Below are 15,340 nucleotides of genomic sequence, written 5' to 3' on the forward strand. Positions count from 1 at the left end.
TTTTAAGGCCGGATTTTTTTACGGACAGACTGCCATCGGGTATGATTACTGTCCAATTGGCAATAATTTGACGGAGCTCCGATGTCCCTGCGCACGAAATTCATGCTTGCCTTGCTGCTGACCGGATTGGCGGCCGTGGCGATGGTGGGCGGCCTGGCCTACGTGGGCATGACCAAGAAGGTCGACGTGATCCGCCGCCAGCGGGCCGCCGATCATTTCTACGAGGGGATGAACGGCTATCTGCAAAAGTACGGCAGCTGGCAGGCCGCCACCGCCGCCGAGCCCTTCGACAATTTCATGCACGGCCAGGATGGACAGGGCAACCGGCCACCACCGCCTCCGGATGAGGAGGGCGATGAGCGTCGCGGGCCGCCGCCGGGCGAGGGACCGCCGCGCCACGAGGGCGGGCGTCCGCCGCCGCCGCGTGGAAACGGCGAGCCGCCGTTCCACTTCATCGTGGCCGACGGCCAGTACCGCGTGCTGCTGGGCGCCGGCGTGTACCGGCCCGGCGAGGTGCTGCCCGAGTCGGCACGCAAGGATGCGCGCGCCATCAAGGTGGGCGAGCGCGTGGAAGCCTATATTTCACCGGAGGGCGTGTTCACGCCCAGCAAACAGGAACAGCAATATATCGACGCCATGCGCGAGGCGCTGGTGGCTGGCGTGACCGGTGCGGCCGCGCTGGCGCTGGTGCTGGGCGTTCTGCTGAGCCGTGGCCTGAGCCGCAAGCTCAGTCACCTGACCGGCGCGGTGCGCGCCATGCATGGCGGCTCGCTGTTGCAGCGGGTGCCGGTGGAGGGCAAGGATGAAGTGGCGGCGCTGGCCAGCGCCTTCAACGATATGAGCGAGCAGCTGGCGCGCTCGCACGAGGAACTGAAGGAGTCGCACCAGACCATCCTGGCGCAGGCCGAGCAGATGCGCGAGCTCAGTGTGCGCGACGCCCTGACCAAGCTGCACAACCGCCGCCATTTCGACGAACAGGCGACCACCCTGTTCAGCCACGCGGTGCGCCACAAGCGGCCATTGAGCGTGGTGATAGGGGATATTGATTTCTTCAAGCGTATCAACGACCAGTTCTCGCATGCTACCGGCGACGCCGTGCTGCGCCAGGTGGGCGAGATCCTGCGCAGCCATATGCGCCTGAGCGATCTGGTGGCGCGCTACGGCGGCGAGGAATTCGTCATCGCCTTCCCGGAGACCGAGCTGCCGCAAGCCGCCGCCCTGTGCGACAAGCTGCGCAACATGATCGAAGGCTTCCCGTGGCACGAGGTGCACCCGGACCTGAAGGTGACGATGAGCATGGGCGTCTACGCCGACCTGGCCGCAGGCACCGCCGAGGCGATGCTGCAAAAGGCCGACGCGCTGCTGTACCGCGCCAAGCAGACGGGCCGCAACCGAGTCTGTTTCGCTTAACGCTGGCCCAGCCAGCGCCCGCCGAACATGGTGCAGATCAGCGAGGCGACGATCAGCGCGATGCCAGCCCACTGCCAGCCGGTGATGACATCGCCCAGCGCGATCATGCCGGCGCTGATGCCGACCACCGGCACGCCAAGGCTGAATGGCGCCACGCGGTTGACCGGGTGGCGCTTCAATAAACGCGTCCACATGGCGTAGCCGAGGATGGTCGCCATCCAGCCCAGATAGGCGGCAGAGATCCAGGTGGCCAGCGGCGCGCTGGTCCAGCTCCAGCGCGTGGTCGGATCGTCGAAGGCCAGCGACAGGCCGATGAACGGCACTATCGGCACCAGGCTGCACCAGACCATGAAACCCACCACATCGAATTGCGGCGTGGCCTGCTGCGCGCGGCGCACGACGATGTTCGATGCCGCCCACATCGCGGCGGCGGCCAGGCACAGTACAAAGCCGCCGGCGGTGGTGCCGCCCGCGTGGCCGGGCTGCACGTAGTTCATGCCGAAGCAGACCAGGCCCACGGCGGCCAGCAGCAGGCCCGCTTGCAGTGCGCGGCTGGCGCGTTCGTGCAGCAGCGCGAAACCGAAGAAGGCGGTGAAGAAGACTTGCGTTTGCAGGATCACGGACGCCAGCGCGGCCGACATGCCGACCTTCAGCGACAGGAACAGCAGGCCGAATTGGCCGACGCCCTGGCACAAGCCGTAAGCCACGATCCATTTGACCGGCAGCTTGGGCGGGCGGATGAACAGGATCAACGGCAGCACGGCGAAGATGTAGCGCGCGGCGCCCATCTGGAACGGCGTCAGGTCGCGCAGGCCGACCTTCATCGCGACGAAGTTGGTGCCCCAGATCAGGACCACGAATAACGCGGATACCAGGTCGCGGGTGCTGAAGGCGGATGGGGAGGAGGAAGCGCTCATCCAGCCATAGTAGCAGGCCTGCGACGGCGGCGCAGGCGCCAGGCCCTAGTCCGGCGCCGGATCAGGCGACGTTGCGGACGATGGCTTCGCTGTGGACGATGATCTTGACCGCGTCCGCCTGCAGCAGGCGGATGCGGCGCTGCACCAGTGGCCAGCCGGACCAAGGCACGCTGGCGGTGTCCACGGCGGCCATCGCAGGCGCAGTTGCAGGCTCGCTCGCTGGCGACGCCGATTGCGGCGCCAGCGCCTGCGCCAGCGTGCGTACGACCTGCTCGTGGCTCTCGTTCAGCATGGCGTTGACGGGGGCGGTCGGCAGCTCCTTCTGGTGGCGGCGCAGGATGGAGCGCAGCGCGGCCACATGCGCCACCAGCAGGTAGTTCTGCACGATGAACAGGTTGATGTCCTCCACCGCGCGCTGCTTGCGGGCCGGCTCGTCGAGCATGCGCACCAGCGCGGAGCTGAGTGCGGCCAGGCTGTCCATCAGGCGTTTGCGCTCGATGCGGTAGGCGAAATCGTCCTTGCCTTTGCCTTGCAGCAGATCGAAGCTGGCCTGCATGTAGCGCAGGTTCACGCCCAGCACTTCGCGGATCAGGCGCGGCAGGCTCTGATACTCCCAGCTGGCCAGCACGAAGCTGAAGGCCGTCGCCACGGCCGCGCCGATGAAGGTGTCGATCAGGCGCTCCATGATCAGGTCATGGTTACCCGGCGCGATCAGGTGCATCTGCAGCAGGATCATGATGCTGACCGCGATCGCCGCGTAGCGGTAGCGCAGGTAGATGAAGGTGGGCGTGGCCACCGTCGACAGAATCAGGAAGCCCAGTATCGCCGCAGGATAGTTCAGGTACTTGATGATCAGCGCCGTGATCACGCAGCCGACGATGGTACCGACGATGCGGTCGCTGCGGCGCTGCTTGGTCATGCTGAAGCTGGGCTTGAGGATGATGACGATGGTTAGCACGATCCAGTAGCTGTGCGCCGCATACGGCAACCACGCGGCCACCGCCAGGCCGACCGAGATCGCCATCGCCACCCGCAGCGAGAAGCGGAAGATCGGCGAGTCCAGGCGCAGGTGCGACAGGATCATGCGCAGCTCGTACTTCTGCTGCGACAGGAAGGGGCCCATGTCGGCGTCGACCCAGAACGGCGTGCTGTCGTAGACCTTCTGGCTGGCGCGGTGCAGCTCGACGATCATCTTGATGATGGCGCGTACCTTGTTGCGCTGCGCGCGCAGCACGGCCAGCGCTTCCTGCGCCGGCTTGCCTTCGTCCACGCGGCGCTGCAGGGATGCCAGCTCCGCCTCGATGGCGTCCAGTTCCGACTCGTAGCTGATCTCGGGGTAGGACGCCTTCTTGCGGGTGACGTCGTAGGCCACCGATTCGATGTCGCGCGCCGCCTTGTAGGCCAGGTCGTGCAGCGTTTTCAGCACCGGCGAATCGGCCAGGTGCACGCGCAGCTGGGCGTAGTCGGTGTGGGTCGACAGGATCAGCTCATACAGGTCCAGCATGCAGACGTGGGTCTGCACGACGATGGCGTCCTTGCTGTTCTGGTGGCTGCGCAGTATCAGGTCGCGCGAGGCTTGCTGGCGGTCGGCCAGCAGGCTTTGGTGGCGCACCAGTTTGTTGAATTGTTCGGTGAGGTTGTAGCGGGTGTCGTAGAAGTCGGCCTTGATGTCGATGTAGGCGGCCAGTTCGAACAGCGCCTCGGCCAGCACCTGCTGCTTGATACGGTGGCGCAGTATCCACGAGATGCCCATCGCGTAGGCCAGGTAGGCCACGGCGCCCAGCGTGAACAGGCCGGTATGAATGAAGGACTCGCGCACCGTCATGTCGTGTTCCATCGACATGGTCATGATGAACAGTGTGGCCAGTTGCAGCGGCATCGACTTCTTGCCGTAGACGACCATCATGCAGGCCAGGAAGCTGATCGCCACCAGCATGGACATCAGCAGCCAGTGCACCGGCGCGCATAGGCTGATCAACAGCGTGACGGCGCTGCACAGCAGCACCGAGGCGCTCATCTCGTTGAACTTATGGCGCAGGGGGCTGGGCATGTCCATCAGCGCGGTGCAGAGCGCGCCGATGCACACCGTCATGGCGGTGGCCATGTCGGCGAATTGGAGGGTGATCAGTGTGACGCCGACCAGGCCTGCGGCGAAGCGCAGCCCCAGGTAAAAGTAATGGCTGTAAAAAAACGTGCGCAGGTTGAGTGCGTAATGCATGGCTATGGCCTTGTGGGCAGCTTGCATGCGCGCCGCGGGATCGCCGCTGCGCGCATGGGGTAACGCTAGTTGATACTTGCGGGGACTTAGAAGACGGACAGCACCGGGTAACGGCGCCATTCCGGCTCGGCGTGGCGTTTGCCGTTTTCGAAGATGAAGCCCAGTACCTTCTCCTGGTCGGACAGCAGCGCCGGATTTGCGGCCTTCCATTGTTCGAATTTGGCTTTCAGCTCAGGCTCGGTTTCCAGCATCTCCATTGCCAGGTCTTCGAACACGTAGTCGGAGAACGCTTCTTTTTTCTCCAGCACGCTGTTGAAGAAACCCCAGCGGAAGAAGGAGTCGTGGCCTTGTGGCTCCAGCGTTTCGACGGCGTAGCGGGCGTTGGCCTGCTTGAGCGGAATGAAGTAGTCGCCCGGCTGCACGGTGAAGCTGCCGGTGCGCGCTTCCAGTTCCACCACGTCGTGGTACATATGGCCTTCGTAGGCGTTCGGACGCGAGGTGACGGAGGCGATGTGGTAGTACTGCGCTTCGATGGTGGAGGCTTCGTCGAAGCGCGCCATCTCCACGCCGTTCCATTGCAGGCGCTCGATCGCTTCGCGCCAGGCTTGCGGGATCACATAGCCTTTCGGCGCGCGCACGGTGGCCGACGGCACGAAGCTGTTGTAGTAGGCGATGTCCTTTTCCCACGGCTGGCTGCGGTCGTAGGACAGGCGGGTGTAGTTGCCGAGCAGGCTGGGGCTGCGCTTGGCGGCGTAGCCCTTGAAGCGGAAGGTCGACGGATTGGCTTCATCCATCTGCCAGCTGACGGTCCACTCCTTAGCGTTGGCGGCCTGCTCGCGCGCGTCGGCGCGCAGCTTCTGGATTTGTTCGCCGTGGGTGACGGTGAAGGCCATGGTCACGTCCAGCAGTGCGCGCATGGAATCGTAGCGGTCCTTGAAGGGCTTGAGCATATGCGTCTCCGGCATGAAGCCGATGACGTGGTGCAGCGCTGCGAAGCCGGTCGAGAAGCGCGGCACTTCCAGGAATTCGGCGATGCCGTCGTCCGGCGTGTCCTGCACCGGGTTGACGTACGGGCAGGTCGGCCAGCCCTTGGCTTCCATCTCGGCGTAGATGTGCGGCAGCATGGTCTCGCGCAGGAAGGGGCCGAGGCCGTAGCCCAGCTTGTCCGCCTGTGTGTGGATCAGGGTCATCGTGTACGGATAGTCGGCGCCGTTGGAGGTGTGGGTGTCCACCATCACATCCGGGTCCCAGCTGGTGACGAGCTGGTTGAACAGCTGCGCGTTGAGCGTGTCGCACTTGATGAAGTCGCGGTTCAGGTCCAGGTGGCGGCTGTTGCCGCGGAAGCCGAACTGCTCCGGGCCGTCCTGGTTGACGCGAGAAGTGTTGGCGCGGTTGAGCGCGCCGTCGACGTTGTACAGCGGGACGAACAGCAGCACGGTCTTGCCCAGCGCAGCCAGGCGGGCCGGATCGAAGCACAGGTCGCGCACGATGGCCATGCAGGCGTCCACGCCTTCGGGTTCGCCGGGGTGGATGCCGTTGTTGTTGAAGAAGACGGTGCGGCCTTCAGCCTTGATTTGCGCGCGGTCGAACACGCCGTCCGCGCTGACTACGCCCGCATGCACCGGGATGCCGCCGTCGGAGGTGCCGATCTGTTCAAAACGCAGCACTTGCGGGAAGCGCTGCGCCAGTTCCTGGTAGAACGCAATGCATTCGGTCCACAGGGTGGTCTGGTTTTGATTACCTTTTTCGTAAGGCGTAGGCATGTCTGGGTGCATGGCAGTCTGGATCTCAGAGGGAGTTGGATGGAAAGGCACGCCGCGCTGGGTAAGCGTTGCAACGCGCTGCCGAGGGCGGAATTGTATCATTCGTGCCCGATTTTTGAGCGCCGCCAGCCGAAGCGGGGCCGCCTTTTGAGTTGCTTCAAGAAAACCCCGCGCCGCCGGTGCTCTACTGGAGGACGTCGGGCATGAGCGGGAGAATGCGATGGGCAACAGCTATGGATGGCGGGCGTTGATCGTGGTGGCCTTGCTGGCGCTGGGCTGCAAGGTGGGGCTGGCGCAGATCGGGCCGCGTTATGTGATCGAACTGGAGGGAGCCGCGCCGGTGGCTCCGGCGGCGCCGGGGCGGGTGCAACTGGTGGGCAAGGGGCTGGCGCTGATTCACTTCCAGGGCTTGAGCATTCTCACCGTGGGAGCCGATGCCGATGCCTACAGCGCCGAAGCTGTGCGCCAGTGGCCGGCGGCCGATTTGCTGCTGGTGACGCCGGCCGGCAGCGGCCGCTACGGCGGGGTGGCGCCGCTGGCGTCGCTGGGCAAGCTGCCGGTGATCGTGGCGGAGCCGGCCGCCGCATCGTCGCAGATGGAGGGTGCCGATGCGCCGCGCTTCTATCCGATGCAGACCTGGGATACGCTGCATCTGCGCAAGGGCAAGACCAGGCTGCGCGTGACGGCGCTGCCGGGCCAGCCGGGCACGGCGAATGTGGCGGGCTTCATGCTGGAGGTGGGCAACAGCTGGGCGTCGTACCGGCTGTATGTCAGCTGCGAGCAGCTGGGGGCGGACGAGGCGGGCGCGCTGGCCCAGCGCCTGCCGGGCGCCGACCTGGCGCTGCTGCCGGACCCGGAGCGCAAGGCGCCGCTGCTGCTGGCGCTGCAACGCGCGGCGCGGCCGGCGGCCGGCAATCTAGCCGCCAAGCCTGCCGCCTTGACCGAGGCCGGTCACGCCTTCAAGGCGCTCAAGCGCTGATTAGTTTTTGGCGTTGGTCTCGACCCAGGCGCCGAAGGTGTTCATGAACTTTTGCAGGAATTCGCGGGTGCTGTCGTTGTTCAGTTTGCGGTCGTCGCCGAGCAGCTTGGCGGCGCCGCCGATATAGGCTTCCGGTTGCTGCAGCAGCGGCATGTCGAGGAACACCATCGACTGGCGCAGATGGTGGTTGGAGCCGAAGCCGCCGGTGGCGCCCGGCGACACGCTGACGATGGCGGCCGGCTTGCCGCTCCAGATGCTGCTGCCGTAAGGGCGGGAGCCGACGTCGATGGCGTTCTTCAGCGGCGCCGGCACCGAGCGGTTGTATTCCGGCGTGACGAACAGCACGGCTTGCGCATCCTGCATGCGCTGGCGGAAGTGGGTCCAGGTTTGCGGCGCGGTGGCGCCGTTCTCTTCCAGGTCCTGGTTGTACAGCGGCAGTTCGCCGATCTCGACGATCTCCAGCTGCAAAGACGGCGGCGCCAGCGCGATCAACTCGTGGGCGAACTTGCGGTTCAGCGAATCCTTGCGCAGACTGCCGATCACTACAGCGACTTTTTTCGCGGCCATGACATCTCCTGAAGAAGGTTGAGGAACCCTTAATGTAACCGATCCATAAAAAAACCACGCCGCGTTGCCGGGGCGTGGTTTCGAGGGTGAGGTGGAGACGGCTTATTCCGCGTTCATTTCTTTCAGCAGGTTGTCGGCGTGGTCCACGTGTTTCATGTTCCACAGGATGTAGCGCAGGTCGACCTGGATGTCGCGGGTGTTGGCTTTGTTGAAGTCCCAGTCCGAGATGATCGAATCGAGCGTGCCGTCGAAGGCCAGGCCGATCCACTCGCCCTTGGCGTTCAGCGCGGCCGAGCCGGAGTTGCCGCCGGTGATGTCCAGCGTGGCCAGGTAGGCCAGCGGCACCGATTTCAGTTTCGGATCGAAGTACTTGCCGAAGTCCTTGGCCTTGATCGCTGCCAGCTGGGCTTTCGGTGCGTTGAACTCGCCTTCGCCGGTGGCTTTGGCAACCACGCCTTCCACGGTGGTGAAGGCTTTCCAGGTGGTGCCGTCGGCGCCGTGGTCGCGGCCGGCGATCTGGCCGAAGGTCACGCGCAGCGTGCCGTTGGCGTCAGGGTAGACGGCCTGGCCTTTGCTCTGCATGAAGGCGATCTTGGCTTTCATGTAGTTGGCGTAAGCCTGTTGCAGCTTGCCGCCCAGCTCTTCCTCTTCCGCTTCTTCCTTCATGCCCGGCTCGTACAGGGCCACGGCCGCCTTGATGAAGGCGTCGTTGCTGGCCTTGAACTCGGCCGGGGTCTTGCCGATCCAGCTGCTGCGCTCGGCGGCGTCGCCCAGCTTGCTGCCGGCGTACATCACGTCCAGCGCGGCTTGCAGGTCGGCCTTGTTCATGCCGTCCTTGATGCCGATGACGGCGTCGAACTCGGCGTTGCGCTGGGCTGCCGGCAGGGCGGCGTACTTGGTCAGGCTGTTCATCACCAGCGCCTTGTCGACCTTTTCATCGTAGTTGCGCACCAGGGCGGCGACCGACGATTTGATGCGCGGCACGTCGCGGACCTGGAAGCCGGCCTTGCGTTCGGCGTCAGGCTTGGTGTTTTCGATGGCCAGGCGGTACAAGGTGCGCGCGGTGTTCAGCAGGCGTGGCTTGGACGAGGACAGGAAGTAGTCGCGCTTGGTTTCGGCGTCGCGCTGGGCGATCAGTTTTTCCACCAGTTCGATGTCGGCTGCGTACTCGGCCTTGCGGGCCGGGGTGGCGTTGATCCAGGTCTTCAGCGCTTCGTGCTCGGCGGTTTTACGCTTGAGCATGTCGCTGCCGGCGTAGGAGTCCAGCATGCCCTGGCGGTTCTTGTAGTAGTTGTTGATGCTGGCCACTTGCGACGCGTATTTCAGCGCGGTGTCCTTGTTGTCCTTGGTGGTGTCGGCGATGGTCGCCAGGCTCTCGGCCGAGGTCTTCACGAACGTTGGGTAGCTCCAGTCGAAGGTGTACGACACTTCCGACGGCAGGCGGTGGCGGTTGGTGCGGCCTGGGTAGCCCAGTACCATGACGAAGTCGCCTTCCTTGCTGCCTTCCTTGGCCAGTTTCAGGAAGTGCTGCGGCAGGTAAGGGACGTTGTCCTTGCTGAAGTCGGCGGCCTTGCCGTCCTTGCTGACGTAGGCGCGGTAGAAGCCGTAGTCGCCGGTGTGGCGCGGCCACATCCAGTTGTCGGTGTCGCCGCCGAATTTGCCGACGCCGGCCGGTGGCGCGTGCACCAGGCGCACGTCGCGGATTTCCAGTTGCTTGATCAGGTAGTACTCCAGGCCGCCGTAGTAGGATGACACGGTGCAGCGGTGGCCTTCGTCTTTTTCGCACTCGGCCTGGATGGATTTCTGGTTCTTCTCGATGGCGTCGCTGCGTTTCTTGCCGCTCAGTTTGGCGACATCGGCGGTGACGACTTGCTTGCTGACGTTGGTGACGGCCTTGGTCACGAAGATGCGGCTGCCCGGGGCGGCCGGCAGTTCTTCGCCGAAGTTATGGGCCAGGAAGCCGTTGGCCAGCAGGTCGCGTTCCGGCGTGGAGTTGTGCGCCACGCTGCCGTACACGCAGTGGTGGTTGGTGGCGACCAGGCCTTGCGGCGAGACGAACGATGCCGAGCAACCGCCCAGGCTGACGATGGCGCCCATCGGGAACTCGGTCAGTTTGGTCAGGTTGGCTGGGTCCAGCTTCAGGCCGGCGGCTTTCAGTTGCTTGGCTACTTGTGGCAGCTGTTGCGGCATCCACATGCCTTCATCGGCTTGGGCTGCGGTGCTCAGGATGGCGAGCGCGATCAGTGTCTTATGCATTTTTGTCGTTGTTGAAGTGGTGGGAAAGGGAACAACGACGGGAGTATAACGAAAAACCGGGGACAGTCGAACAACGTCGTTCCCGCGAAAGCGGGAATCCATACAACGCCTGAGTGGTGGCTCAGCATGGATTCCCGCCTGCGCGGGAATGACTACGGGATCAGTCGGCTTTGATGGCTTCGATCTGGATCGCCAGTTTGACTTCCGGCGCGAAGGCCGGGGTGCCGTAGTTCAGGCCGAAATCGGTGCGCTTGAACTCGGCCACGGCGTTGGCGCCGCACACTTCACGCTTGTAGCGCGGGTGCATGATGCAGTTGAACTTGTCCACCTTCAGCGCCACCGGCTTGGTCACGCCCAGCAGGGTCAGCTCGCCGTCGACGCCGACCAGCTTGTCGCCCTCGAACTTGAACGACTTGCTCTTGTAGGTGATGGTCGGGAATTTCTCGACGTTGAACATGTCGGCCGTCTTGGCGTGGCTGTTCATCTTGTCCATGCCGAAGTCGATCGAGTCGGCGGCGATGGCGATGTCCAGCGCGCCGGTCTTGGCGCTGCGGTCCATGGTCACGGTGCCGCTGGTCTTGTCGAACTTGCCGCGCCATACCGACAGGCCCATGTGGTCGGCCTCGAAGCTCGGGTAGGTGTGGGTCGGGTCGATGTTGTAGGTGGCGGCGATGGCCGACGAGGCCGAGGCGGCCAGCAGCGTGGCGATCAGGATCTGGAATTTCATGCGCTTGTGTCTCCTTGGTTGAATTATTGGCCTGCGACGACGTGGAACTTGATCGTCACTTCATCGGCGACCATGCCGGTGTCTTTCCACTCGCCTTCGCCGATGTTGTAGGCCAGGCGTTTGATCGGCAGCGCGCCTTCAAACACTTGCTTGCCGCCGTCGGCCTTGACCGTCAGCGGGAAGGTGATGTCGGCGGTCTTGCCCTTGATGGTCAGCTTGCCGGTGACGTTGAGCTTGCCGGCGCTGGCGCTCTTGATCGACGACGAGACGAAGGTGGCTTTCGGGAACTGGGCCGAGTTGAACCATTCCTTCTTCGCTACTTCCTTGTTCATGTCGGCGTCGCCGACGTCCAGGCTGGCGGTTTCCACTTCAACCGTGGCCTTGGAGGCGTCCGGCTTGGCCGCGTCGTAGTCGATGGCGACGGTGTATTTCTTGAACTTGGATTCGACCGGCACGTTCATCTGCTTGAACACGGCGGACACGGTGGACTTGGCCGGATCGGTCTTCAGGGCGGCGGCGCTGGCGGCCAGGGCAACACCCATCAACGAGACGAGGGCGAGTTTTTTCATGGTTTTCATAGTGGCTCCGGTGATGTGAGGGGATTACGGCAGCATGCGTTTGAGCGTGGCGTCGCGGTCGACAAAGTGATGCTTGAGTGCGGCGAGTGCGTGGGCCACTACGGCGGCGGCCATCGTCATGGTCAGAACATAGTGAACGGTTTTTAAGATCGGCTTAAGTTCGGCGTTCGGCTCGATGATGGCCGGCAGCTGGAACAGGCCCAGGTACACCACCGGCACGCCGGCCGCATACGTGTACAAGTAGCCGGAAACCGGCACCGCGAAGATGAAGAAGTACAGCAGGTAGTGCATGCCGTCGGCCACCTTGTGCTGCCAGGCCGGAATGCTGGCCAGCGGCGGTGGCGGTTGATTGGCCTTGCGCCACAGCAGGCGGATGGCGGCCACGCCCAGCACCGTCACGCCCAGCCATTTGTGCCAGGAATAGTATTTGAGCTTGGTCGGCGTGATGCCGTGGATGTCCACCATGGTCAGGCCGAGGAAGAAGGCGGCGATGATCAGCAGGGCGGTCAGCCAGTGCAGCAACATTGCCGTTTTGGTATAGCGTTGCATAAGCTTGAACTCCAGAAAATAGTACGTGTTAGGACTAATATACCAAAGAAATGCAATGCGTGCTGGACGGGAATAAAAAAGCCCCCGCGACAAATGTCTGCGGGGGCTAGTGTAAAACAGTTTAGCGGGTTTGCTTAGATGGCTTTAGCCAGATCCGTCGCGATGCCGATATAGTTGGCCGGGGTCATGGCCAGCAGCAGGTCTTTGGCTTCCTGCGGAATCGCCAGGCCGGTGATGAAGTCGCGCAGCGCGTCTTTCGAGATGCCCTTGCCGCGGGTCAGCTCTTTCAGCTGCTCATACGGGTTCTCGATGCCGTAGCGGCGCATCACGGTCTGCACCGGCTCGGCCAGCACTTCCCAGTTGGCGTCCAGGTCGGCTGCCAGGCGGGCGTGGTTCACTTCCAGCTTGTTCAGGCCGCGCAGGCAGCTGTCGTAGGCCAGCAGCGTGTAGCCCAGGCCGACGCCGATGTTGCGCAGCACGGTCGAATCGGTCAGGTCGCGCTGCATGCGCGAGACTGGCAGTTTTTCGGACAGGTGCTTGAGCACGGCGTTGGCCAGGCCCAGGTTGCCTTCCGAGTTTTCGAAGTCGATCGGGTTGACCTTGTGCGGCATGGTCGACGAACCGATTTCGCCGGCCTTGGTCTTCTGCTTGAAGTAGCCCAGCGAGACGTAGCTCCAGATGTCGCGGTTCAGGTCCAGCAGGATGGTGTTGACGCGGGCGAAGGCGTCGAACAGTTCGGCCATGTAGTCGTGCGGTTCGATCTGGATGGTGTACGGGTTGAACACCAGGCCCAGGCGCTGCTCGATCACGTTCTTGGAGAAGTTGGCCCAGTCAAACGACGGGTAGGCCGACAGGTGGGCGTTGTAGTTGCCGACCGCGCCATTCATCTTGCCGAGGATCTCGACCTGCTCGATGCGCTTGATGGCGCGCTGCAGACGGGCGACGACGTTGGCCATTTCCTTGCCCAGGGTGGTCGGGCTGGCGGTCTGGCCGTGGGTGCGCGACAGCATCGGCACGTCGGCGTTGTCGATGGCGATTTCCTTCAGGCGGGCGATGACCTTGGTCAGCGACGGCAGCATGACGCTGTCGCGGGCCGCTTTCAGCATCATGCCGTGCGAGGTGTTGTTGATGTCTTCCGAGGTGCAGGCGAAGTGGATGAACTCCGACGCGGCCACCAGTTCCGGCACATCCTTGACCTGCTCCTTGAGCCAGTACTCCACGGCCTTGACGTCGTGGTTGGTGACGGCTTCGATTTCCTTGATGCGGGCGGCGTCCTGCTCGGTGAATTCGTTGGCGATCTTGTCCAGCAGGGCGGTGCCGGCGGCCGAGAATGGCTTGATTTCAGCGAAACCGGCCAGCGACAGCGCTTGCAGCCAGGAGATTTCTACTTTGACGCGGTGGTGCATGAAGCCCGATTCGGACAGGATAGGACGCAGCAGGTCGGTTTTACCGGCGTAGCGGCCGTCCAGCGGCGACAGCGCCGACAGCGTGGAGTAAGGAGTAGTGGTCATGATGGGAAGGAAGGCAGGGTTAAAATTGCGCAAAGGTAGATTTTACCATTGGCCGGGCGCGAGGCCTCCGATGTTATACTGTTGTCTGATCTTCCACTCTAAGCCTCTATGAAACTCATCGGTTCCCTCGCCAGTCCTTATGTACGCAAAGTTCGTGTTGTTCTGGCGGAAAAGAAGCTTGATTACCAGTTTGAACTGGAAAATGTGTGGGCGCCGGACACCACCATCGACAAGCTGAACCCGCTGGGCAAAGTGCCTAGCCTGGTCATGGAAGACGGCAACGTCATGATCGATTCACGCGTCATGGTCGAGTACCTCGATACGCTGACGCCGGTATGCAAGCTGCTGCCGCCAAACGGCCGCGACCGCGCCGATATCAAGTGCTGGGAAGCGCTGGCCGACGGCATGCTGGACGCCGCCATCATCGTACGCCTGGAGCGCACCCAGCGTCCGCCTGAATTGCAGAGCGAGGCCTGGATGGCGCGCCAGATGCGCAAGGTGCACCTGGGCCTGGCTTCCTTGTCGGAGAAGCTGGGCGAGTCGGCCTATTGCGCCGGCATCCATTACTCGCTGGCCGACGTGGCCGTGGGTTGCACGCTGGGCTGGCTGTCGTTCCGCTTCCCGGAAATCACCTGGCGCGACGACCATCCCAACCTGGCGCGCCTGTTCGATAAATTGTCCGAGCGCCAGTCGTTCAAGGACACGGTTCCTCAGTAAGCCATGCCCAAGACCACGCCGCCCGACGCGGACAGTTCCGCCCAACAGCGGCGCCTGCAAATGGCCGACATCGCTCGGCTGGCCGGCGTGTCGACCTCGACGGTGTCGCGCGCGCTGGCGGGAAGCAAGCTGGTCAGTGAAGAGACGCGGGTGCGCATCATGGAGCTGGCCCGCTCGCTCAAGTACACCATCAACATCGGCGCGCAGAACCTGCGCATGAAGCAGAACCGCACCGTCGGCGTGGTGATCCCCTACGACTCGGCCACGCGCCAGCATTTGTCCGATCCCTTCTTCCTGTCGATGTTGGGCAGCCTGGCCGACGCGCTCACCGAGCTGGGTTTCGACATGCTGGTGTCGCGCGTGGATGCCGAGGAGCTGGACGCGGCCGCCGCGCCCTTCGATACGGGCCGCGTGATTGGCATCATCCTGATCGGCCAGTGGCGCCACCATGAACAACTGAACCAGCTGGCTGCGCGCCATGTGCCCATCGTGGTGTGGGGCGCGCAATTGCCGCAGCAGCTGTACTGCACCGTCGGCGGCGACAATGTGGCCGGCGGCGAGCTGGCCGGCGCGCACCTGATCGCGCAGGGCCGCAAGCACATCGCCTTCTTCGGCGATATCAACCTGCCCGAAGTGGGCCAGCGCTACGAAGGCCTGTGCCGCGCACTGCGGCAGGCCGGCATGGCGGTCGATCCGGCTTTGCAGGTGTCGGTGTCCTTCCTGCCGGACGGCGGCAAGGAGGCGGTGCAGGAACTGCTGCGCCGCGGCCTGCCGTTCGACGCCGTGTTCGCCGGCAGCGACCTGATGGCCATGACCTCGATAAACACGCTGCGCCAGCGCGGCTACGATGTGCCGGGGCAGATCGCCGTGGTCGGCTACGACGATATCGAACTGGCCGGCTACTTCCATCCGCCGCTGACCACCGTGCAGCAACCGATACGCGAGGCCGGCCGGGCGCTGGTGGCCCAGCTGCTGGAGCTGGTCGACGGCCGCCCGGCGCCTTCGCTGCAAATTCCTACCCAATTGATCGTCCGCAGCAGTTCTGTCTGATTTATGCAACCGATTGCATAAAGTCTATAGTAAGGCCTGTAAATATATTTTTGCAGAGTTATGCAATCGATTGCATTAAATCGAAATCCGTTGAATAA

At 63.5% G+C, this 15,340-nt stretch carries 13 protein-coding genes; 4 read left to right on the forward strand and 9 right to left on the reverse strand.

Annotated elements, in window-relative coordinates:
• Positions 1-81: 81 nt before the first annotated feature.
• Positions 82-1,410 carry a diguanylate cyclase gene (locus GEV01_RS25635; RefSeq protein WP_152808456.1) on the forward strand — a complete coding sequence of 443 codons (1,329 nt, stop codon included), beginning with the start codon at positions 82-84 and terminating at the stop codon, positions 1,408-1,410.
• Here the strand turns inward: GEV01_RS25635 and GEV01_RS25640 are convergent.
• From GEV01_RS25640 to GEV01_RS25650, 3 genes are all read right to left on the reverse strand, one after another.
• Positions 1,407-2,327 (reverse strand): EamA family transporter, encoded by a 921-nt coding sequence (locus tag GEV01_RS25640; RefSeq protein WP_152808457.1) that lies wholly within the window; start codon positions 2,325-2,327, stop codon positions 1,407-1,409. The two genes, GEV01_RS25635 and GEV01_RS25640, sit on opposite strands and share 4 nt — an antisense overlap.
• A gap of 61 nt (positions 2,328-2,388) precedes the next feature.
• A complete protein-coding gene (locus GEV01_RS25645; protein WP_152808459.1) occupies positions 2,389-4,545 on the reverse strand; it encodes an FUSC family protein in 2,157 nt (718 codons plus the stop codon).
• Between the two features lie 86 nt (positions 4,546-4,631).
• Positions 4,632-6,320, reverse strand: a complete 1,689-nt coding sequence (locus GEV01_RS25650; RefSeq protein WP_152808461.1) for a M14 family zinc carboxypeptidase — start codon at positions 6,318-6,320, stop codon at positions 4,632-4,634.
• A gap of 208 nt (positions 6,321-6,528) precedes the next feature.
• Here GEV01_RS25650 and GEV01_RS25655 point away from each other — a divergent pair, with 208 nt between their 5' ends.
• The gene (locus GEV01_RS25655; protein WP_152808463.1) at positions 6,529-7,287 is read left to right on the forward strand and encodes a hypothetical protein; all 759 of its coding nucleotides are present in this window, start codon (positions 6,529-6,531) and stop codon (positions 7,285-7,287) included.
• Here GEV01_RS25655 and GEV01_RS25660 read toward each other — a convergent pair whose 3' ends face one another.
• The 6 genes from GEV01_RS25660 to purB form a co-directional block, all read right to left on the reverse strand.
• Positions 7,288-7,854 (reverse strand): NADPH-dependent FMN reductase, encoded by a 567-nt coding sequence (locus tag GEV01_RS25660; RefSeq protein ID WP_152808465.1) that lies wholly within the window; start codon positions 7,852-7,854, stop codon positions 7,288-7,290.
• A gap of 102 nt (positions 7,855-7,956) precedes the next feature.
• The gene (locus tag GEV01_RS25665; protein WP_152808467.1) at positions 7,957-10,110 is read right to left on the reverse strand and encodes a S46 family peptidase; all 2,154 of its coding nucleotides are present in this window, start codon (positions 10,108-10,110) and stop codon (positions 7,957-7,959) included.
• A gap of 160 nt (positions 10,111-10,270) precedes the next feature.
• The gene (locus GEV01_RS25670; protein WP_152808469.1) at positions 10,271-10,837 is read right to left on the reverse strand and encodes a YceI family protein; all 567 of its coding nucleotides are present in this window, start codon (positions 10,835-10,837) and stop codon (positions 10,271-10,273) included.
• A 23-nt stretch (positions 10,838-10,860) separates the two neighbouring features.
• On the reverse strand, positions 10,861-11,415 hold the full coding sequence (locus GEV01_RS25675) for a YceI family protein (protein WP_152808471.1): 555 nt from the start codon (positions 11,413-11,415) through the stop codon (positions 10,861-10,863).
• Positions 11,416-11,439: 24 nt separating this feature from the next.
• The gene (locus GEV01_RS25680; RefSeq protein ID WP_152808473.1) at positions 11,440-11,964 is read right to left on the reverse strand and encodes a cytochrome b; all 525 of its coding nucleotides are present in this window, start codon (positions 11,962-11,964) and stop codon (positions 11,440-11,442) included.
• A gap of 134 nt (positions 11,965-12,098) precedes the next feature.
• Positions 12,099-13,475: an adenylosuccinate lyase gene (purB, locus tag GEV01_RS25685; protein ID WP_008452901.1), complete on the reverse strand. Its 1,377-nt coding sequence runs from the start codon at positions 13,473-13,475 to the stop codon at positions 12,099-12,101.
• A gap of 108 nt (positions 13,476-13,583) precedes the next feature.
• On the opposite strand from purB, the gene GEV01_RS25690 reads away from it, so the two are divergent.
• Both GEV01_RS25690 and GEV01_RS25695 read left to right on the forward strand, forming a co-directional pair.
• Positions 13,584-14,192, forward strand: coding sequence for a glutathione S-transferase N-terminal domain-containing protein (locus GEV01_RS25690; protein WP_152808475.1), 609 nt, complete (start codon positions 13,584-13,586; stop codon positions 14,190-14,192).
• A 3-nt stretch (positions 14,193-14,195) separates the two neighbouring features.
• Entirely contained in the window at positions 14,196-15,242 is a 1,047-nt protein-coding gene (locus tag GEV01_RS25695) for a LacI family DNA-binding transcriptional regulator (RefSeq protein WP_152808477.1), read from the forward strand.
• Positions 15,243-15,340: the final 98 nt, after the last annotated feature.

The organism is Rugamonas rivuli, assembly GCF_009380165.1.
GTDB classification, from domain to species: Bacteria; Pseudomonadota; Gammaproteobacteria; order Burkholderiales; family Burkholderiaceae_D; genus Rugamonas; species Rugamonas rivuli.

Coding starts and splice junctions, on each gene's coding strand:
- GEV01_RS25635 (WP_152808456.1), top strand. CDS start 82: ATGTCCCTGCGCACGAAATTCATGCTTGCCTTGCTGCTGACCGGATTG.
- GEV01_RS25640 (WP_152808457.1), bottom strand. CDS start 2,327: ATGAGCGCTTCCTCCTCCCCATCCGCCTTCAGCACCCGCGACCTGGTA.
- GEV01_RS25645 (WP_152808459.1), bottom strand. CDS start 4,545: ATGCATTACGCACTCAACCTGCGCACGTTTTTTTACAGCCATTACTTT.
- GEV01_RS25650 (WP_152808461.1), bottom strand. CDS start 6,320: ATGCACCCAGACATGCCTACGCCTTACGAAAAAGGTAATCAAAACCAG.
- GEV01_RS25655 (WP_152808463.1), top strand. CDS start 6,529: ATGGGCAACAGCTATGGATGGCGGGCGTTGATCGTGGTGGCCTTGCTG.
- GEV01_RS25660 (WP_152808465.1), bottom strand. CDS start 7,854: ATGGCCGCGAAAAAAGTCGCTGTAGTGATCGGCAGTCTGCGCAAGGAT.
- GEV01_RS25665 (WP_152808467.1), bottom strand. CDS start 10,110: ATGCATAAGACACTGATCGCGCTCGCCATCCTGAGCACCGCAGCCCAA.
- GEV01_RS25670 (WP_152808469.1), bottom strand. CDS start 10,837: ATGAAATTCCAGATCCTGATCGCCACGCTGCTGGCCGCCTCGGCCTCG.
- GEV01_RS25675 (WP_152808471.1), bottom strand. CDS start 11,415: ATGAAAACCATGAAAAAACTCGCCCTCGTCTCGTTGATGGGTGTTGCC.
- GEV01_RS25680 (WP_152808473.1), bottom strand. CDS start 11,964: ATGCAACGCTATACCAAAACGGCAATGTTGCTGCACTGGCTGACCGCC.
- purB (WP_008452901.1), bottom strand. CDS start 13,475: ATGACCACTACTCCTTACTCCACGCTGTCGGCGCTGTCGCCGCTGGAC.
- GEV01_RS25690 (WP_152808475.1), top strand. CDS start 13,584: ATGAAACTCATCGGTTCCCTCGCCAGTCCTTATGTACGCAAAGTTCGT.
- GEV01_RS25695 (WP_152808477.1), top strand. CDS start 14,196: ATGCCCAAGACCACGCCGCCCGACGCGGACAGTTCCGCCCAACAGCGG.